This window comes from Streptomyces sp. NPDC006140, assembly GCF_040628815.1.
In the GTDB taxonomy this organism is placed as follows: domain Bacteria; phylum Actinomycetota; class Actinomycetes; order Streptomycetales; family Streptomycetaceae; genus Streptomyces.
This window is the reverse complement of sequence record NZ_JBEXTS010000007.1, coordinates 93,246-113,216: the sequence shown is the minus strand read 5'-3', so window position 1 is coordinate 113,216 and position 19,971 is coordinate 93,246. Positions and strand designations below refer to the sequence as shown.

Sequence of the window (19,971 nt, the reverse complement as noted above, 5' to 3'; positions counted from 1 at the left end):
GGTTCTTGGATCGGGTGCGGGATTCAGGAGTCGCTCGGCGACGGCTCGGCGTGCTGCGAAGCGGCCAGGGGGCTGCGCACGACGGCGACGTCCGCCGCGTCGAGGACGAGCGTCTCCCCGGCGTGGAGGCGGCGTCCGGTGAGCAGGTCGGTGCCGGAGCGGTCGAGGGTGACGGTCGCCTTGTCCTGCCGGTGGTTGAGCAGGAACAGGTACGCGCTCGTGTCCGTCCGCCGCTCGGTGACCTCGACGCCCCGCGGTGCGGCGTGCACCGGTCGCACCCCGGCGGTGTCCAGGACGTGCCGCACCAAGGCCTCAAGAGCGTCGTCGTCCAGGCGTGTGCCGATGTACACGGCACGGCCCCGGCCGAGTTCGTTCTCCACCACCGCGGCCTTGCCGGCGAGATGGCCCTCGCGGTAGACGGCGAGCGGTCGGGCGGTGTCGAGGTCGAGGTCGTCCTGCCACCCGGAGGCGGTCGCGCGGAAACCGTTCAGCGCGGCCTGGTCGGCTGCCGCCTGGAGGGGCACCGTGCCTTCGGCGGGCAGCGGGGAGAACTCCTGGACGTGCGCGCCGATGATCTGGCGCAGCGCCCCCGGATACCCGCCTTCGACGATCCGGTCGTCCTCGTCGACGATCCCGGAGAAGTACGAGACGACGAGCTGACCGCCGTTCTCCACGAACTGCCGCAACGCGGCGCTTTGTTGACGTGTCATCAGGTACTGGTTGGGGATGACCAGGACCCGGTAGGGCGACAGGTCGTCGTCGAGGGTGACGACGTCGACGGTGACCTGGCTGTTCCACAGGGCCCGGTGGTGCCGGGCGACGGTGTCCCGGTAGTCGAAGGTGTTGTCGGGGTGGGCGCAGCCTTCGACGGCCCACCAGTTCTGCCAGTCCCACACGATCGCGACCTGGGCGGCGCTCCGGGCCGTGGCGACCTCGTCGAGGGTCCGCAGTTCGTTGCCGAGTGCCTTGACCTCCTGCCAGGTCCGGGTCTTCTCACCGCCGTGCGGGAGCATCGCCGAGTGGAACTTCTCCTGCCCCTGGCGGGAGGCCCGCCACTGGAAGAACATCACCGCGTCGGAGCCGTGCGCGACGGCCTGGTAGGAGCCCAGGCGCATCCGGCCCGGCTGCTTGACCTGGTTGATCTTCCACTGGCTGACCGCGCCGGCCGCCTGTTCCATCAGCATCCAGGGCCGGCCGCCGCCCAGTGAGCGCATCAGGTCGTACTGGAAGGCGGCGACGGCCATCGAGTGGGGCTTGCCCGGGTCGGGGTAGCAGTCGAAGGCGACGACGTCGAGTTCCTTCGCCCACCGGTGGCTGTCGGTCAGCCGGCACTGGAAGAAGTTGGTGGTCGCCGGCACGTCCGGTGTGATCGCGTGGAGCAGGTCACGCTCGGCCGTGACGAGTTCCAGCAGGTTGTCGGAGGTGAAGCGGGAGAAGTCCAGCTCGCGGGTGGGGTTGACCGAGCCGCGCACGGGCCCGGGGAGGTGCACCTGGGACCAGTCGCTGTAGCGCTGGCTCCAGAACGCCGTCCCCCACCGGTGGTTCAGCTCGTCCAGCGTGCCGTACCGCTGCCGCAGCCAGGCGCGGAAGCGGTCGCCGCACAGCTCGCAGAAGCAGTCGGAGTGGTACTCGTTGCCGATGTGCCACATGGCCAGGGCGGGATGCTTCCCGTACCGCTCGGCCAGCGCCCCGGCGATACGCCGGCTGCGGTCCCGGTAGACCGGGGAGGAGGGGCAGAAGTGTCCTCTGCTGCCGATGCCGTGCCGCACCCCCTGCCGGTCGGCCGACAGGATCTCCGGGAAGTCCGTGGCGAGCCACGGCGGGGGTGCGGCGTTCGGCGTCGCGAGGTTGACCTGGATGCCGTTCGCCCACAGCAGGTCCATGATCTCGTCGAGCCAGGAGAAGTCGAACCGGCCGTCGGCCGGCTCCAGCATGGCCCAGGAGAAGATGCCCAGGCTCACGAGCCGCACGCCCGCGGCCCGCATGAGCCGGACGTCCTCCTGCCACACCTCCTTCGGCCACTGCTCCGGGTTGTAGTCCCCGCCGTAGACGATTCCCGGGAGTCGACGGCGAAAGGTGGTCATGCGCGGATCGTTCGTACGCGGTTCGTGCATGCGCGGATCGTTGATGCGCGGATCGGACACGGCGGGGATTCCTTCCGGAAGCGCTACTGCAAGGAGCGGCTCAGAGCTGGGACTTGATCTCGGAGATGAACTTCTTGGCTGCCTCCTGCGGCGACACACGGTTGAACAGCACGTCCTCGTTGAGTCGCTGGAAGATCTCCGGGACAGCGGGTCCGGCCTTCGCGTTGGGGATGTGCAGGGGGGTCGGCTTCAGGGCGTTGACCCGGGACAGGTAGTCGGCGATCCGCTTCTCCGAGGGGGACAGCTCGGGCATGATCGCCTTCAGCACGTCCGGGTTGTTGGGAACGCCGCGGTCGAACTTCTGGATCTTGGCCGCCTCGGGCGAGTTGACCAGGAAGTCGAGCAGCTCCGCGGCCTCCTTGGGGTGCTCGGTCCGCGCGGAGGCGCCGTAGAAGATGCCGGGCTTGGTGTAGGCGCCGACCTGGGTGGCCCCCTTCTCCCCGGGGAAGAGGAGCAGCTTGGCCTCGCGTCCGCTGGCGCCTTCGATCGCGCCGAGCTGGGTGACGGACAGGTCGCTCATGGCGGCCTTGTGCTGGGCGACCAGGCCCTGCTCGACACCGGCTCCCGACGACAGCTGCTCGATCGCGGCGTCCGGGCTGGTCGTGCCGCCGCTGTCACGCAGCTTGACGACCCATTCCCAGTAGGCGGCCATGGTGCCCTCGGTGAAACCGATCTTGCTGCCGTCCTTGGTCCAGTAGTCCTCGCCGTGCTGCCGCAGCCAGGTCCCCAGGTCGTTGGGGTAGAGCGGCATCGCGGTGCCGACCAGGCCCTTCGTCTTGGAGATGGCCTTGGAGATCTTGATGTAGTCGTCCCACGACCACTTGGTGTCGTCCGGAAGGGGCACACCGGCCTTCTTGAACGCCACCGGATCGGCCACGATGCCGAACGCGCTGTCGCCGGCCGGGACGCCGTACAGGCCGCCCTTCACGGTCGTCATCGCCATCGAGTTCGCGGGCAGCTTGTCCGTGTGCAGGACGTCCTTGACCTTCTTCAGGTCCATCAGCTGCCCGTTGTCGATGTAGGAGTACATGAACGGGTCGGTGATCTGCAGGACGTCGGGCATGTCACCGGCGGCGGCACCGGTCGACAGCTTCTTCCAGTAGTCGTCCCAGTTGGAGTACTCGGGCTGGACGTCGATGTTCGGGTGCTTCTTCTCGAACGCCACGATGATCTGCTTGGTCATCTCGTGCCGGGAGTCGGACCCCCACCAGTTGAACCGGATGACGGTCTTGCCGCCGTCGCTCCCGGAGGAGTCTCCGGCGCAGCCCGCGGACAGGGTGAGGGCGAAGACCGAACAGGTCAGCCCGACCGCACGGAGCGTACGTCTGGTCAGGCGGGAAGAGTGGTTCATGTTGAGGGCTCCTCTGCTGCCGTATGTGGGCGGTGCGCCCAGACTGGGGATCCGTCGTGTCAGGAAGCCGGCTTCCGACGCGGTCCGTCTCGCCACGCGGCGAGGGGGCTGCACAACTCGGCTGTTCTCCGGCCCGCGAGAGGCATCCGCGGTCCGGGGGCGCCCGCTCCGAGTCGTCGGACTTCGGGCGGACTACTGCGGCTCTGACATGGATTGCTGTGAACGTGCGCTTGAACCTTGTTCTCGGTGTGCCGAGTTGCTGCGCCGGGTTGACCGCCAGCTTCGCGCCGAGTTGGGATCCGGGTGACGTCAGCGATAGTGAACGTTCACTGTGGTGAGCGTAGTAACGGACGAGATTTCGGTCAAGGCTCTGTACGTAACGCTTGAGCACTTGGTGGCAGTTCACCGGTTCCGGCCCGTACAGCGAGGTGACGGGCGCGCGAGCACGCCGCCGTGACCGCGTCGGGAGCGGGTGCGGACGGGACACAGGGGTGCCCGTTCGGCGAACGCCGGGGTCTTCTGGTGCGGGTTGGGTGGGCCGTCCTAGCGGACGGAGTGGCCGTTCCTCGCCGGTCCGCTCGACTCGCGCAGCACCAGGCGGGAGTTGAGGTCGATGTGGATCTCCGGCTCCGCCTCCTGGCGGATGCGGGCGAGCAGGGCCTTCATGGCCTGCCGGCCCATGGCTTCGCGGTCGAGGTCCACGGTGGAGATGGACGGGTTGAAGTACGCGGTGAACTCGTGGTTGTCCCAGCCGAAGACACTCACATCGTCCGGGACACGCCAGCCGCGGTCCTGGAACCCGCGGATCACGCCCATGGCGACGTCGTCGTTCGCGGCGAGAACCGCGGTGACGCCGGAATCCGCCGACAGGCTCTGGGCCGCGTCGTATCCGGACCGCACGGACCAGTCGCCGTCGATGACGGCGTAGTTCTCCAGGCCGCGCTCGGCGATGGTCCGCAGGTAGACCTCGCGTCGCTTGCGTGCCGACATCCAGTCCGTGCTGCCGGCGACATGGACGAAGCGCCGATGGCCTATGGAGGCGAGATAGTCGATGATCTTGGCGGCCGGTTCACCGTCAGCCGTGATGCCGTGGGAGCGCATCTGGTCGTCGTACTCGCCGATGACCACGGTGGGCGTGTGCTCGAGCCCGAGTTTCTGGACATCGCCGATGGGCGTGAAGGTCAGCACTCCATCGGCCTGACCGGAGTCGAGCAGCGCACGGACACGGTCTCCCCGGACTTGTTCGTCGCCTTCCAGACCGACGATGTCCAGCATGTAACCGGCCGCCTGTGCCTCCGCGGACGCTCCGCGCAGGATCTGCGAGGGCACGAAGGTCGTCATGGTCGGCAGGACCACGGTGATGCGGTTCGACTTGCGGGTGCGCATCGACCGCGCCACCAGATTGGGCCGGTAGTCCAGCTCGGCGACCGCCTGCTCGATGCGGGCCACCGTCTGCGGCTTCATCCCGCCGTTGCCCCGCAGGAAGCGGGAGACGGTCTGATGCGACACACCCGCGTGCGCCGCGACGTCGAGGATGGTGGGACGCTTCCTGTTCGGAGGCTTCGACGGCCGCGCGTCCGGATCAGATCGCTCCGGCATCTTCTCTGTGTCCACAGTCTGCCCCCGCCGCCTCTCTCCGCCCCGCATGCCCAGTACTTTAGTGCCGGGCAGGCCGAGGCAGCCTTTTTCCTGAGCTCTGGTCGTCCCGTCGGCGCTTTCCCGCCCCGCCGGAGCGAGCACCGCTGTTCCGGTGATCGCCCGGCGGTGCGGGTCCCGTGTGTCACAGCTGGAGACTCCAGTGCTGGTTCTTGTGCAACTCGCTGTCCCAGCAGGTGTACTGGAGCAGGCGAGTGCCGTCCGCGGTGAAGGCCGACTCCACGTCGAGGCACTTCCCGGAGTGACGGGCGACGATCTCGAAGTAGCCGGTGCCGGTGTCGCTCAGCCGCCACTGCTGGCTGGTGCGGCCGTCGCAGGTCTGCTGGACGATCCCGGCCTGGTCCGCCGTGGAGGAGCCGGCCACGTCCAGGCACCGGCCGGAGTTGCCGTTGAGGATCTGGTAGTAGCCCCCGCCGACGGAGTGCAGCTGCCACTTCTGGCTGTCGCCGCCCGAGCAGCTCCACTGCTGCACCTCGGCTCCGGCGGCGGTCGAAGAGCCGGCCACATCGGCGCACTTGCCCGAGTGCCGCGCCTTGAGCGTGGTCGTGTCGGCGAGCTGGGACAGTGCCGATGTGACGACCGGCAGGAAGAAGGAGTTGATGCCGGCGATGTTCGGGTGCGTACCGGTGCCGCCACTGCCCGGGAAGGTGTTGACGAGGTCGTCGAACGTGTACGCCACCCGCTGCGCGTCGACGCGTGTGTCGAGGGAGGCGTCCGCGAAGACGTCGGCCACCGCCACGCCCCACTTCTGGGCTGCCTGCAGGTACACCTGGCGCAGGGCGAGCTGGGTGTCCCAGTCCCGCGAGCCCATCTTGTGGGCGGCCACGTACACGAGCTGGGCGGACGGCCACTTCTGCCGCATCGTGCGGATGGTGGTCTCGAGCGATCCGGCGTACGTGCCGGTGTCGAACGTGGCGGGGTCCTGGGAGGCGCTGACGGTGCCGACCGCGTAGGTGTGGTTGTCGTGGATCTGGATGGCGTCGTTCGTGCCGCCGTCGAAGACGACGTAGTCGGGCGCCTGTGCGTTGGCGTTCTGCACCTGGGTGAGGATCTGGTTGCTGGTCGGCCCCACGGTCGCGCCGTTCACCGCGTACTTCGTCAGCGTCATGCCCTCACGTTCGGCGAGGAAGTTCATGAAGCCGCGGGAGTACTTGTGCCCGTAGACGATGCTGTCGCCGAAGGCGTAGACGGAGGAGCCGGCGAGGCTTCCGTAGGCGGAGTTCGCGGGGCGGGTCAGCCGGAAGTTGTCGATCGACTGCACGCCGGTTCCGTAGTAGTTGCAGGCGACGAGCTTCGCCAGGCCGGTTCCCGTGATGCTGCCCGTGGCGGAAGCCAGGACGACCGGCGCGGACTCCTTGCTGGTGATCGTGTACTGGACCTTGCGGAGGGTGAAGTCCATGTGCAGATCGACCGTGTACCACTTGGTCCGGTCGAAGCCGATCCTGGTCCAGGTGGGATTGAGCGTGTCCGGGGCGGCGGTGGAGTCCGAGTCGGGGCCGGTCACGGCGTAGCGGAGTTCCGCCGCCGTCGCGGCCAGCCCGAAGACGAGGTGTCCGGCGTTGTCACGCAGTTCCAGGCCGGTCTTCATTCCGGTGCTGGCGATGTCCGTCTTCCAGTCGAAGCGCAGGTCGAGCGTCTTCTCCTGCGTGACGGACGACGCGAAGGGCCGCACGGACGTCGAGTAATTGGGCATGCCCTTCGTGATGCTCAGTACGCCGTTGCCGATGGCGGCCCCGGTCGGGAAACCGAAGTTCGCCGGGTCCGTCTGCGCGTCGAACGTCTCGTTGATCAGCGTCGCACCCGGGGTTTCGGCGGCCGAGGCGGCCGGAGGCACGAGGAGGGCCGGGACCACCAGGAACCCGGCGACCAGGGCGCCGGCCCATCTTCGGGGCCGTATGCCCCATCTGCGCATGACCGTATACACGTGATCTCCCTTGATCTCTGGTGATGCCGACCGGTGCCCGGCGGGGAGAGAGGTCCCAGGCCGTGGCGTCAGCCCGAAGGCGTCACAGAAAGCCACGAACCACCGGGAAGGTGAGGTTCCGACGACTGCACGGGCAAGATAGTGATCGTTCACCATGGCGGTCAAGATGTCTGCGCGCGCTCGTTCACCCGCTGCGCCGAAACCCTGTCGAGACGAGCCGACCTGCGACGGACGCTGCGGAACTCATCTCGTTCACACCATTGACACACACGCGTCTCAGCCAGTCTTATGTGCGCCACCCGGCTTCAGTCAACCGCTGATCGCCAGGGCCGCGCCGTCGCCTGTCGAATTGATCGCGCTGCGCCCGACACCCCTGCCTCGAAGGTTCCTGACGGGCGCCATCGAAGCCCTTAATCGTGATCGTTCACTATCCGGCACACGTTCACCTGACACGGAGGTAGTGCAATGAAGTCGAACACCGGCCCTTGGTCGCGCCGTCGATTCCTCGCCACGAGCGGGGCGGCAGCCCTCGGGGGCATGGCACTGAACCTCGTCGGCGGCCTCCCGCGGGCCGCCGCGGCCGGCACCGTGGTGTCCTCCGTCGACACGTCGAGGTCCACCTACGACAAGATCGTGCTGATGGTCGACGGGAAGCCCTTCTACCACAGCGGCGTCCAGTTCCGGTACGAGAAGCACAAGTACACGTACGGCTGGACGGACGCCCAGTTGAAGCCGGTGCTCGGAATGATCCGCGACGACGGGTTCAACGTGGTCAACATCCCGATCTGGTGGTCGAAGGTCGAGACCTCGAAGGACGTCTTCGACTGGACCGACATCGACCGGTACCTGGCCTGGTGCGAGGAGTACGGCCTCAAGCTGGAACTGTTGTGGTTCGGCCACGAATCGACCGGTTCGTCCATGCCGGCCCGAATGCCGGCCTACGTGATGAACGACTACCAGTTCGTGGTGAGGTCCGACGGCACCAGGCTGACCCTGAACGGCAACCCCCTCCTGGACAAGACCGATCCGAACCTGCTCGCCAGGGAGAAGTTCGTGCTCGGCCGGCTCATGGCGCACCTCGCGTCCGCCGACACCGCTCACACCGTCGTCGGCATCCAGGTGCTGAACGAACCGAATGTGGCGAAGCAGCAGGGCGGCTCGTCCATCGACCGGAGCTACAGCACCTACAGCACCGACCGGTGGATCAGCGGCGGGTACACCGACGCGTCGAAGTTCCGCAAGGACGTGCTGCTGGACTACCTGACCCAGCTGGGGCAGGTGATCAAGCAGTCGGACTACTCGGTGTACACCCGGACCAATATCGCCGGCAGCGGGGACACGGTGCCGGTCGCCGAGAACGAGGTCCTCAGGAGCCAGGGAACGGCGACCATCGACTTCTTCGGAAAGGACCCGTACACCAAGGATTTCGACACGCTCTACAACTACGGGCAGGACGGCACCTGGGCCCGGGGGAAGAACTTCCCCATGGTCATGGAGAACTACGGGGGATCCTCGACGGTGGACATCGAGAAGTTCAACGCCATCGCCGGCAACGCCGTCCACAATCTGTACGCCGCCCTGGACCCGGACTCCAGCACCGGCATCAGCGACCACGGCCTGTACAACTGGAGGCCCGACACCAAGGTCGTCACCCGCAAGACCCCCTCCCTCAAGGTCGCCCGCCTCAACCGCGCGCTGAAGAAGATCCACCGGGACCTCGCCAGCAGGACTCCGGTGGAACGCGGGGGAACCACCCTGCAGACCTTCAACCGGAACGCGACCGCGAGCGCCACGACCACCAAGCCCCTGGGCGGCGTCGACATCACCTTCACGACGTCCACCGGTGCGCAGGCATTCGGCGTCCGGCGCGGTCCGGCCGAGTTCGCCTTCGCCACCACGACGGAGGCCACGTTCACGCTGCCGGGAACCATCGGTGTCGTACGGTCCGTCGAGGTGGGCCACTACGACGCGAACGACACCTGGGTGAAGTCCGGCACGAAGGCGTACAGCACCGTGTCCGGGAACACTGAGATCACCCTGGCGACCGAGGAGTGCGTGCGGGTCTCGTACCTGGTCAGCGGCGCGCGGTACAAGCTGAGGAACACGTCCTCGGGCGAGTACCTCGACACCGACGCGAACGGTGCGGTCATCGTCGCGGCCGCGACCACCTACGACGACCAGGACTGGATCGTCGCCAAGGACTCCTCCGGTTCCTGGACCATCAGGAACGTGCGAACGGGACGCTTCTATCTGGAGACCAGCGCCACCGACAACAACGTCATCTGGAACACCGGCGCTGTCTCGGACGCCTCGCTCTGGAACCTGGAAGGGGTCGGGGCAGGCGGGCTCCGCGTCAGGAACACCCACACGGGAAGGGCGTACCTGTACGGGAACTCCGCGGATGAGGCGAAGTGGAACACGGGAACGCAGGACGCGAGCACGGTCTGGGAATTCCAGCCGAGGTAGTCGGCGGCCCCTGCGTGGCGGGGGCATCCGGTCAGGAGGGCGTGACGCTTCCTCGTCCGTCACAGGGAGGCGGCACGCCCTCCTGGCGTCTCGCGGGTCCCACGCCCTCCTGGCGACTTCGGCGGCGGGTCCCACGCCCTCGCGCACTGAAATATTCGACGCACGCCGTCTGTGTAATGATTGCTGGATGGGTCGGGCCGACGTGTTGAAGGTGCTGGAGGCGCGGGCCGCCGCCCAGTGGGGCCTGGTGACCACCGCCCAGGCGAAGCTGGACGGCGTGCAGGGCGTGCAGCTCCTGAGGCTGGAGCGGGCCGGGCTGCTGGAGAGCGTCGGCCACGGCGTGTACCGCGTCCTCGCCTCTCCCCCGCCGGAGCACCTCGGGATCAAGGTCGCGTGGCTGCGGCTGGATCCCGGGACGCCGGCGCGGGACCGCGACACCGAGGGCCCCGGGGCGGGCGTCGTCTCCCACACCTCCGCGTGTGCGGTGCACGGCCTGGGCGGCCGGCCCGCCGATCCTGTGGAGCTGACGGTCTCGGCACGCCGTACCACGCGTGACGAGACCGTCGTGCTGCACCGCGGGCGCGTGGATGCCGACGACATCACCGTCGTCGACGGCCTGCCCGTCACCACGGTGCCGCGGACCGTCGTCGACCTGCTCGATGCCCGTGCCGACGCCGCCCGCGTGGGCACGGTCCTCGCCGAAGCCGTCTCCCGCGGCCTGGCGCGTGTCGACGACCTGGCGGCGCGGGTCGGGGCCTTCGCCGGTGCCTACGGCCTGCCCGCGGAGGCGTCCGGTGCGGAGCTGCTGGAGTTCCTGTGCGATCGGGCGGGACGCCCCCTGCGCGCGAGGAAGGCCGCCCGGGCCGCCACCAGGACAGCCGGCTCGCAGGGGAAGCGGCCGACCATCTGGGAGGTCGCCGAGCGGGCCGGCGTGTCGCATCAGACCGTTTCCCGCTACCTGAAGAACGACAGCGGCATGCGGCCGACGACGCGGGCGAGGATCGAGCGGGCCGTGGCCGAGCTGGACTACCGGCCCAACCTCGTGGCGCGCTCGATGCGCACCCGGCGGTCCCACCGGATCACGATCGTGCTGCCCGAACTGAGCGGCTTCGTTCCCATCCCCCTGTTGCGGGGCGCTTCGGCCGCCGCGCACGAGGCCGGCTACCTGACGGACGTCATAGGTCTGGAGGGCGGGGAGTCGCGGCGTGCGCGGAGCGTGCTGTCCCTGCTGGACACCCGGCAGGCGGACGGCGTGCTGTCACTGGTGCCGCTGGGGAAGCTGACCGGCGGGCCGGACGCCGGGCAGCGGCCCGTCGTGGTGCTGGGCGAGTACGACGACGATCTGCACGCCCGGGGGCGGCTGGCCGACGGACGGCCCGCCGAGCAGATCCTGCGTCACCTCGCCGACCAGGGACACCGCCGGTTCCTCCACGTCGCCGGCTCGCAGGAGTGGGCCTCGGCGCGCAACCGCCGGGCGGTCTACGTGGAGGCGATCGAGCGACTGGGCCTCGAGTCCTACGGCGTCGTCGACGGGGACTGGTCGATGCGCTCCGGATACGAGGCCGCCCGGGACCTGCCCGCCGACTCCGGTGTGACGGCCGTGCTGGCCGCCAACGACTACGTCGCCATGGGCGTGATCCGCGGGTTCCAGGACCGCGGCACGCGCGTGCCCGAGGACATGAGCGTCTTCGGCTGGGATGACGAGGAGTTCACCCGGTACTTCTCGCCGACCATCTCGACGGTGCACATGGACAAGGAAGAGGTCGGCCGCCGGGCGATGCTGTCGCTGCTCGCCCTCCTGCGCGACGAGCCCGCGCCGGTGGCCGACGTAGCCGAGCTGTTCCACATCGTTCCGCGAGAGTCGAGCGGCCCGGCCCCTCGCTAGGCGCCCCTGGACAGGCCCGCGTCGGGCCTGTCCGCAGGACGCGCACCGTGAAATGTGAACGATCACTGCATCACCCCTTGACCCCAAAGGTGATCGTTCACTACGTTCAGGCTGCCGCCGCGTCACACGGCGAGCGCCGGGGTCATCCGATCAGTGCCGTTTCCCTCTTCGACCGCACGACCACGCGTGCACGCCCTGGGCCGGGCGCGTCGAACCGACCTTCTTCGTCAGCGGTTCCCAGACCCGGTGTCGCGCCCACGGCACCGCCCGAGCTTCCACGAAAGAGCCACATGACCGAGTACAGCCAGCCCGTGAGGGTGGCGATCGTCGGCGCCGGAAACATCGCCGACGGCTGCCACATGCCCGCCGTCCAGGCCCAGAGCGGCGAGGCCACCGTCGTCGCGGTCGTCGACGTCGACCAGCAGCGCGCCGAGGCCTTCGCCGCCCGCTGGAACGTCCCCGCCGCCTACACCAGCCTCGATCGGATGCTCCAGGAGCAGCGCCCCGACCTGGCCGTCGTCTGCACGCCCCCGATCGCCCACGGCGCGGCCATCACCGCCTGCCTGGACGCCGGTGTGTGGGTGTGGTGCGAGAAGCCCCCCACCCTCTCGGTGGCCGAGTACGACGCCATCGGTGCCCACGAGCGCGAGGGCGGCCCGTACGTCTCCTACGTCTTCCAGCACCGCTTCGGGTCCGCCGCCCGAGCCCTGCGCGAGCACATCCGCACCGGCCGCCTCGGCGCTCCCCTGGTCGGCGTCTGCCACACCCTGTGGTACCGGGACGACGCCTACTTCGAGGTCCCCTGGCGCGGCAAGTGGGAGACCGAGGGCGGCGGTCCCACCATGGGCCACGGCATCCACCAGATGGACCTCATGCTGTCCCTGATGGGGGAATGGACCGAAGTCCGCGCGGCCATGGGCACGTTGGCCCGGGACGTGGAGACCGAGGACGTCTCCATGGCGATGGTCCGCTTCGCCGGTGGCGCCATGGTGTCCATGGTCAACAGCCTCCTCTCCCCCCGCGAGACCAGCTACCTGCGCTTCGACTTCCCCGAGGCCACGGTCGAGCTGTCCCACCTCTACGGCTACGACAACTCCCACTGGACGTGGACCCCCGCACCCCACCGGGCCGGCGCCACGGCCACGGAGCTGGGAGCACCGCTCGACGACGAAGCAAGTTCGCACGCCGCCCAGTTGCGTGCGCTGCTGCGGTCGCTGCGCGCCGGGGAACGCCCCGAGGCCAGTGGCGACGACGGCCGCCGCGTCCTGGCCTTCATCGCGGCCCTGTACGAGTCGGCGACGACCGGGCGCCCCGTCACCCCGGACATGATCAACCCGGCCAACCCCTTCTACCACTCCATGAGCGGTCGCCCCGGCGCCGCCCAGGGCAACGACGTCAAGGAGAAGACCGGTGTCTGACACCCGTTTCACGATCGACCACGACGACGCCGGGACCCAGTTCGTGGTGTCGGCCGCCGGTACCGGCCTCGCCACGTACGTGTACCGGCCGGACACCCCGCTCGAGGAATCCCCCAAGCCCTACCTCTATCCGCTGAGGACCCTCTCCGGCGCGCCCGTGGGTGTCTACCGGCCCTGGGACCACCGCTGGCACAAGGGCCTGCAGATGACCTGGTCGCATCTGTCCGGCGACAACTTCTGGGGCGGGCCCACTTTCGAACAGGGCGCGCCCGGCCACGGCTACGTCTGGCGGGAGAACCACGGCCAACAGGTGCACCGCGCCTTCGAGCGGCAGGACGACGGCGGCAGCGAGGTGTCGGTCGTCCAGGGCCTGGACTGGTTCGCCTCCAGCGACGAGGTGTGGATCGACGAGACCCGCACCCTGCGCTTCCACAGCGCCGACGCCGACGAGGGTGTCTGGGCGCTGGACTTCACCACCGCCCTGACCAACGTGCACCGCGAGCCGCTGGAGATGGGCAGCCCCACCACCCACGGCCGCCCCAACGCCGGCTACACCGGGCTGTTCTGGCGCGGGCCGCGGGCCTGGACCGGTGCGGACGTCATCGCCGAAGGGGGCGAGGAAGGCGACGCCGTGATGGGCACGCGGGGTGCCTGGGTGGCCATCACCGGCGAGCACGACGAGCTCGACGGCGGCGCCACGGTCCTCGCCTACGCCGGCACCACCAGCGCCGCCACCCCGCTGACGTGGTTCGCTCGCAGCAGCGCCTTCGCCTGCCTCAACCCGTCGCCCGCCTTCGACACGGAGATCAAGCTGGAACCCGGTGAGACCCTGTCCCTGAGCCACCGCTTCGTGTTCCTCGACCGCAGGATGGACCGCCGCGAAGTCGAGGCGATCGCAGGGGAGTTCGCGCTGTGACCTCCGTGCCCGGCTTCCCCGGAGCCGTGGGACTCAGCCAGCTCCAGGTGTATCCCTGGCCCGCGGCGGACGACGAACACGGCGGCTCGCCCCACATGCACCTCACCTGCTCGGAGTGCTACGTCGTCGTCGGTGGCCGCGGCCGGCTGGAAACCCTCAACGACCAAGGGCACACGACGACCGAACTGCACCCCGGAGACGTCGTCTGGTTCACCCCCGGCACGATCCACCGCGCCGTCAACGACGAGGACCTCCGCGTGATCGTCGTCATGCAGAACAGCGGCCTGCCCGAGGCAGGCGACGCGGTCATGACCTTCCCGCCCGAGTACCTCTCCCTCGACACCTACCCGGACGCGGCCTCGCTCCTTGACTCCGACGGCAGCCCCAGCCCCGAGCGCGCGCGGGCTCGCAGGGATCTGGCCGTCGAGGGATTCACCGAGCTGAAGCGGCAGTGGCGGCGCGGAAACCGCTCGGCGTACGAGGACTTCTGCGCGGCGGCGGTACGACTCGTCCGACCTCGCCTGGACACCTGGGAGAAGACGGTCAACGACGGTGCGCTGGCCGACGCGCGGACGGCACTGCGGCAGATCGACGCCCTGCGGCGCGACGACTTCGGCCACCTGTTCGACGCGGAGGTCTCGCGTATCGCGCAGCCGCGTCAGCAGACGCTCGGCATGTGCGGTTTCCTGCGCGCTTTCCACCCGACCCATCGCGAACGACCTGAGGGATGACACCGCACAGGCCCGGGCTGCCCCGGCGGGGCTTCCTCACCGCCGGGGCGCGGTCCGGGCTGGCCTCAGCGCAGGTCCGGTGATGCAATGGTCATGTGCGGTTTGAGCATGACAACATGGTCGGGGTTCGCTTGGCCGTGGCGCTGGTGAACCTCGAATCGAGTGGTGCCTGGGCGCCTGAGGCGCTGGAACAGGCGCTGCGGGACCATGAGATCCGCGATCCGCTGGTCACCGGCTCCACGTGCGAGGGGATCAGAGCGTGGACGCGGCGGCTCAGGCCGGTCTTCGAGGCGCCTTCCGAGGCCGACCGGTGCGCATCCATCAACACGCTGCTGGCGGACGGCGCGCGCAGTGTCTACCTGACCACGCACAACGGTCTGCGGCCGCACCTGCACTTCACCCCGGACGGCCAGGACCTGCACAGCCGCGTGAAAGCCGTGACGGCCGGCGGCCTGGCCATCTTCACCATGGAGGCCGAGGGAGGGCGGCTGGGCGTGTGCGCGCTGGACTCCTGCCGGACAGCCTTCGTCGACACCAGCCGCAACGGCCGCCGTGCCTACTGCTCCGCCCGCTGCGCCAACACCGATGCCGTACGCCGTCACCGCAGGAAGTAGCACGGGGCGGCCGGGCCGGGGCAGGACTATGCCGGGACCAGTGCCACGACGATCGGGACGGCGGCGATCCCGAGCAGCGTCTGCGTCGCGGTGATCCCGGCCATCAGCGGGGCGTCGCCACCGAGCTGCCTCGACAGGATGTACGACGATGTCGCCGTCGGCAGCGCCTGGAAGAGCACGGCGATGATCAGTGCGTGGGAGCCCAGGCCGAAAGCCTGTGCCGCCACGAAGGTGGCGGTCGGCATGAGCGCGAACTTGGCCACCGAGGACGTGAAGATCGGCGCCGCCCACGACCGTGCCGCGCCGAAGCGCAGAGCGGCACCGATGCAGAGCAGGCCCAACGGCATCGAGGCGGCTCCCAGCGCCCCGAGCGCCGGTTCGATGGCCGGCGGCAGATGCAGACCGAGTGCCTGCAGGAGGATGCCCCCTGCGCAGGCGAGGATGAGCGGATTGGTCACGAGTTGCCGTCCGATGCCCGACAGACTCAGGCGCGCGCTGCCGAACCACGCGAAGACCAGCACGCACAGCACGTTGACCGTGGGCACGATCGCGGCGTTGCAGACCGCGGCGAACGCGACGCCCTGGGTGCCGAGCAGGCCGGACGCGATGGTCACGCCGATGTAGTTGTTGAAGCGGACACTGCCCTGGAAGACCGAGGTGAAGGCGTCGCCCCGCAGTCGCATCAACGGCTTCAAACAGATGACCAGCACGGCCACCACCAGGGTGGAGGCGATCAGTGCGCCCGCGAGGGCACCCACCGGAAGGTCGTCGATGTCCGCGGTCGCCAGGCTGTGCAGGAACAGCGCCGGCAGCAGGACGCGGTAGCTGATGCGCTCGGCTTCGGACCAGAAGCCCTCGTCCGTGAACATCGACCGCTTGAGCGCGCAGCCCAGCGCGATCAGCAGGACGACAGGGATCAGCGCCCGTACGGTCAGTGCGATCACGCCGGGATCCCGTCCGGCGCGCAGACGATCGTCGTGTCGTGCATGCGGTCAGCCTGATGTCACATCACCGTGCAAGACAACCATTACACGCGCTCAAGCCGACCCGGCGGTAATTGGTATGTTGACATAGGTTTCTCGTCATAGGTAACCTGCCGGCGTGTCCGGAATCAGCGAGGCTCGCCAGAGCCCGAGCCAGCGCATCGACCACGTGGCCGCGAGCCTCGTGGCATGCCTGCCCGCGCTGAACCGGTACATCGAACGGAGCGTCGAGGGGCAACTGCCCTACCCCAAGCCCCCCGAGCGACAGCTGGCGCTCCTGCGGTACGTCGCCGAACACGACGGCGCCACTGTCCACAAGGCCGCCGACGCGCTGCGGATGAAGCCGAACAACGTCAGCGCCCTGGTCACCCGCCTCACCGAGGCGGGGCTCCTGGAGCGGCATCAGGACGAAGCCGACAAGCGCGTCGCCCACCTGCGCATCACCGCCAAGGCCCGTCAGCGCATCGGCGAGGTCGAGGACATCGCGGCCCGGCAGCTCATGTCCGCGTTGCGCACCCTGACCGACGGCGACCTCGACGCCCTCGGCTCCGCGCTCGGCGCCCTCGAGGCTCTCACCCGGCAGTTGCGCGACCGCGTCAGCTGAGCGCTCTCACCTTCCTCCACGCCCCTGCTCTCGCCGCTGTGCGGCAGGCTGCGCGTTTTTCCCCGAACACACATGTCCGCACGTCCAGAGGACAGCTCACCATGTCTGTCACCGCTGTCTCCACAGCGCCCACTCCCGTAGCGTCCGCCCACCAGCCCCGCGGTCCGCGCGCCAAACCGTGGCTGACGCTGATCGCCGTGGCGTTCGGCCTGTTCATGGTCGGCCTCGACGGCTCCGTCGTCTCGATCGCCAACCCCGAGATCGGCCGCGATCTCAACGCCACCACGGCCGAACTGCAGTGGGTCACCAACGCCTACCTGCTCGCCATGGCCGCCACCCTCATCCTCTCCGGCAAGCTCGGCGACCGCTTCGGCCGCCGCACCCTCTACCTGGTCGGCACCGCCGGATTCACCGCCGCGTCCGTCGCGATCGGCCTCGTCGGCTCGATCGAGGGCGTCATCGCCTTCCGCGCCGTCCAAGGCCTGTTCGGCGCGATGCTGATGCCCAACACCCTCGCGCTGCTGCGAGCCGTGTTCCCGCCGAAGAAGTTCGGCATGGCCGTCGGCATCTGGGCGATGATCTCGTCCGTCTCCACCGCACTCGGCCCGATCGTCGGCGGACTGCTCGTCGAGCACGTCGACTGGGAGTCCGTCTTCTACATCAACGCCCCCATCGGCGTCATCGCCATCGCCTTCGGCCTGCTGGTGCTGCCGCAGTCCAGGAACGAGGCAGCCGCGGGCGAGAAGTTCGACCTGCCCGGCGTCGTGCTGCTCGCGGGCGGACTGCTCGCCGTCGTCTTCGGCGTCGTCAAGGGCGAGACGTGGGGCTGGACCTCGGGCGGCACACTCGGCGCGATCGGCGGGGGCCTCGTCGTCCTGGTCCTCTTCGGCTGGTACGAGACCCGCGTCGCGCACCCCCTGCTGCCGATGCGCCTGTTCCGCAACCCGGCCCTGACCATCGGTACGTTCGTCACCGCGCTGAACTTCTTCGTCCTGCTCGGTGTGATCTTCTTCGTGATGCTGTACCTGCAGAACGTCCGTGGCTTCACGCCCGTCGAGGCCGGGGTGCGCACCCTGCCGCTCAGCATCGCCTCCATGCTGGCCTCGCCGCTCGGCGCGCAGCTCACCCAGAAGTTCGGCCCGCGTCTGACCATGCCGCTCGGGATGGTGCTGCAGGCCGGCGCCTCGTTCGTGATGCTCTCGTGGAGCAGCGACTCGTCGTACGCCACCATGTGGCCGCCGTTCATCGCGCTCGGCCTCGGCATCGGCATGGTGATGTCCGCGTCCTCCGACGCGATCGTCGGCAACGCCCCCGTCCAGGACGGCGGTGTCGCGGGCGGGCTGCAGGCCACCTCGCTGCAGGTCGGCGGCGCGCTCGGCACGTCGGTGCTCGTCTCGCTCATCAGCAGCCGGGTCGGTTCCACGCTCACCGGCTCGCTGACGGACGCGGGCGTGCCCGGACCGGTCGCCGCTCGCCTCGACGAGGCCAAGGACGCCGTCGCGATGGGTGTCGCGCCGGTCTCCGACAAGATGCCCGCACAGCTCAGGGCGGCCGTGACGGAGGGCAGCCACACCGCCTTCATGAACGGCGTCCACACCGCCGTCCTGGTCACCGGCATCCTCGCCCTCATCGGGGCGGCCCTCGCAGTGATCGGCCTGCGTGCCCGGCGGGCAGAGCAGGCGCCGGAGGCCGTCCCCTCCGCCACCCAGGCCGTTTCCGCCGCCACCCAGGCCGGCGACACCACCGCCCAGCCGCTCACCGCTACCTCCCCGGCGGCGACGACGCTCCGCGCGGCCGAGGTCCCGCCCTCGGGCGGCATACCGGTCGACGGACACGTCCTCGGCGCCGAGTCGGCGCCCGTGCCGTGGGCCGCCGTCACCCTGATCTCGCTGGGCGGGCGGCAGTTGGGCCGCGCGACGGCCCACCAGGACGGCTCGTACCGGTTGGAAGCGCCGGGCGTGGGCACTTACGTGCTCATCGCCTCCGCCGACGGCTACCAGCCGCGGGCGTCCACGATCGTGGTCGGCGACGAGCCGGTCTCGTTCGACTTCCTGCTCTCCGGCACGAGTGGCCTGGTCGGCAACGTCACGTCGGCCGACAGCAAGGAGCCGGTCGTCGAGGCGATGGTGATCGCGGCCGATGTGCGCGGCGAGGTACTCGCCACCGGACTGACCGGCGCGGACGGCGCGTTCGACTTCGCCGAGCTGGTGCCCGGCCAGGTGACCCTCGCGGTGACCGCCGCCGGGTACCGGCCCGCCGCGCTGCCCGTCGAGGTCGCCGCGCAGGGCGTCACGAGGATCCAGGTCGAGCTGTGCTACGGCTCGCACGTGCGGGGCGTCGTCAAGGCCGCGGGCCGACCGCTGGACGACGCGCGGGTCACGCTCGTCGACGCGGCCGGGAACGTGGTGGCCACCGCCACCACCGGCGAGGACGGCGGCTACGCCTTCAGCGACCTGGACAGGGGCGAGTACACGGTCATGGCGACCGGCTACCCGCCGAAGGCGGCCCACCTGACCGTGCACGGCTCAGGTGTGGACGACCACGACATCGAGCTCTCCCACCCGGGCGAGTGACAGGCGCCGGGCCGGGACGCACCGGCCGGTGAGTCCGGGAGAGGCGGCGCGAGTGATGGCCGAGTGTGAGGACCGCGACACAGCCGGAGGCTGGGACGGATCAGCTGGACCTGGTGAAGCAGCTACGGCATCACCCTCGGCCAGCCACCCGCTCATCATTCTCATCGTCGTCGGGGGTGAACCAAGCCCGGGACGACTCAGGTGCCGCAAGGAGAAGGAGCATCACGATCGGGACCACAAGGGAAGGGATCCCGAACATGATCGCGCCGACCCTGGCACCGCGGTTGCCTTGCCACAGCCCGAGAGCCACCGAGCCCGGCAGGAGCGCGACGAGGCCGAGCAGTGCGAGCGCCGGCGCGCCTGTGATCGCAATGAGCACAGCAGAGATCAGAAGGACGGCGGCGAACAGCGCATAGATCACAACCGCTGCGACGACCGGCGCCGGGGGCCTGTTCATCCCATCCGAAGACATGTCGCGGACGTTATCGACGCCGCCCGGGGACCGGTCCCGTTCAGCACAGTCGCTGCGACCCGGTGCGGGCGGGGCAGAAGTGGAGGCCATCCTGCGCCACGCCAACATCCGGACGACCAGCCGCTGCCTCGCGTTGCGGCAACTTGCCCCGGCCGCATGGGGAGCCACCGACAACCCCTGCACGGCGGCGAAGAAGCCGCCCAGGAAGAGCGGCTGCTGTTCGCCGCGGGCACG

General features: G+C 69.4%; 14 protein-coding genes and 1 pseudogene. 9 read left to right on the top strand and 6 right to left on the bottom strand.

From position 1 onward, the window contains the following. Window positions 1-23: 23 nt before the first annotated feature. The 4 genes from ABZ386_RS19830 to ABZ386_RS19815 form a co-directional block, all read right to left on the bottom strand. A complete protein-coding gene (locus ABZ386_RS19830; protein ID WP_358965379.1) occupies window positions 24-2,084 on the bottom strand; it encodes a beta-galactosidase in 2,061 nt (686 codons plus the stop codon). A gap of 100 nt (window positions 2,085-2,184) precedes the next feature. Beyond that, entirely contained in the window at window positions 2,185-3,495 is a 1,311-nt protein-coding gene (locus tag ABZ386_RS19825; protein ID WP_358965377.1) for an extracellular solute-binding protein, read from the bottom strand. Between the two features lie 543 nt (window positions 3,496-4,038). Next, window positions 4,039-5,094 (bottom strand): LacI family DNA-binding transcriptional regulator, encoded by a 1,056-nt coding sequence (locus tag ABZ386_RS19820; protein ID WP_356524316.1) that lies wholly within the window; start codon window positions 5,092-5,094, stop codon window positions 4,039-4,041. A gap of 181 nt (window positions 5,095-5,275) precedes the next feature. Next, on the bottom strand, window positions 5,276-7,063 hold the full coding sequence (locus ABZ386_RS19815; RefSeq protein WP_355717714.1) for an RICIN domain-containing protein: 1,788 nt from the start codon (window positions 7,061-7,063) through the stop codon (window positions 5,276-5,278). Between the two features lie 549 nt (window positions 7,064-7,612). Between ABZ386_RS19815 and ABZ386_RS19810 the strand changes: the two genes are divergently transcribed. The 6 genes from ABZ386_RS19810 (at window position 7,613) to ABZ386_RS19785 (ending at window position 15,105) form a co-directional block, all read left to right on the top strand. Beyond that, the gene (locus tag ABZ386_RS19810) at window positions 7,613-9,541 is read left to right on the top strand and encodes a DUF4978 domain-containing protein (RefSeq protein WP_358965374.1); all 1,929 of its coding nucleotides are present in this window, start codon (window positions 7,613-7,615) and stop codon (window positions 9,539-9,541) included. Window positions 9,542-9,728: 187 nt separating this feature from the next. Beyond that, window positions 9,729-11,426 (top strand): substrate-binding domain-containing protein, encoded by a 1,698-nt coding sequence (locus ABZ386_RS19805; RefSeq protein WP_356524322.1) that lies wholly within the window; start codon window positions 9,729-9,731, stop codon window positions 11,424-11,426. Window positions 11,427-11,716: 290 nt separating this feature from the next. After that, on the top strand, window positions 11,717-12,844 hold the full coding sequence (locus tag ABZ386_RS19800; protein WP_351336012.1) for a Gfo/Idh/MocA family oxidoreductase: 1,128 nt from the start codon (window positions 11,717-11,719) through the stop codon (window positions 12,842-12,844). Beyond that, window positions 12,837-13,760: a PmoA family protein gene (locus tag ABZ386_RS19795; RefSeq protein ID WP_355717702.1), complete on the top strand. Its 924-nt coding sequence runs from the start codon at window positions 12,837-12,839 to the stop codon at window positions 13,758-13,760. Before ABZ386_RS19800 ends, ABZ386_RS19795 begins: the two co-directional genes overlap by 8 nt. Beyond that, a complete protein-coding gene (locus tag ABZ386_RS19790) occupies window positions 13,757-14,491 on the top strand; it encodes a cupin domain-containing protein (RefSeq protein WP_358965372.1) in 735 nt (244 codons plus the stop codon). The genes ABZ386_RS19795 and ABZ386_RS19790 overlap by 4 nt, the downstream gene beginning before the upstream one ends. 116 nt (window positions 14,492-14,607) lie before the next feature. Beyond that, on the top strand, window positions 14,608-15,105 hold the full coding sequence (locus tag ABZ386_RS19785; RefSeq protein WP_351336020.1) for a CGNR zinc finger domain-containing protein: 498 nt from the start codon (window positions 14,608-14,610) through the stop codon (window positions 15,103-15,105). A 26-nt stretch (window positions 15,106-15,131) separates the two neighbouring features. Here ABZ386_RS19785 and ABZ386_RS19780 read toward each other — a convergent pair whose 3' ends face one another. Beyond that, entirely contained in the window at window positions 15,132-16,049 is a 918-nt protein-coding gene (locus tag ABZ386_RS19780; protein ID WP_358965370.1) for an AEC family transporter, read from the bottom strand. Window positions 16,050-16,206: 157 nt separating this feature from the next. Here ABZ386_RS19780 and ABZ386_RS19775 point away from each other — a divergent pair, with 157 nt between their 5' ends. From ABZ386_RS19775 to ABZ386_RS19765, 3 genes and pseudogenes are all read left to right on the top strand, one after another. Next, on the top strand, window positions 16,207-16,692 hold the full coding sequence (locus tag ABZ386_RS19775; protein WP_356524328.1) for a MarR family transcriptional regulator: 486 nt from the start codon (window positions 16,207-16,209) through the stop codon (window positions 16,690-16,692). A 101-nt stretch (window positions 16,693-16,793) separates the two neighbouring features. Next, window positions 16,794-18,359 (top strand): annotated as a pseudogene (locus ABZ386_RS19770) (MFS transporter); the annotation flags it as partial. Beyond that, entirely contained in the window at window positions 18,339-19,265 is a 927-nt protein-coding gene (locus ABZ386_RS19765) for a carboxypeptidase-like regulatory domain-containing protein (RefSeq protein WP_356505021.1), read from the top strand. The pseudogene ABZ386_RS19770 and the gene ABZ386_RS19765, both read left to right, overlap by 21 nt. A 130-nt stretch (window positions 19,266-19,395) precedes the next feature. Here ABZ386_RS19765 and ABZ386_RS19760 read toward each other — a convergent pair whose 3' ends face one another. After that, complete coding sequence (locus ABZ386_RS19760; protein WP_351336026.1) at window positions 19,396-19,737, bottom strand: hypothetical protein; 342 nt, start codon at window positions 19,735-19,737, stop codon at window positions 19,396-19,398. Between the last annotated feature and the right edge of the window lie 234 nt (window positions 19,738-19,971).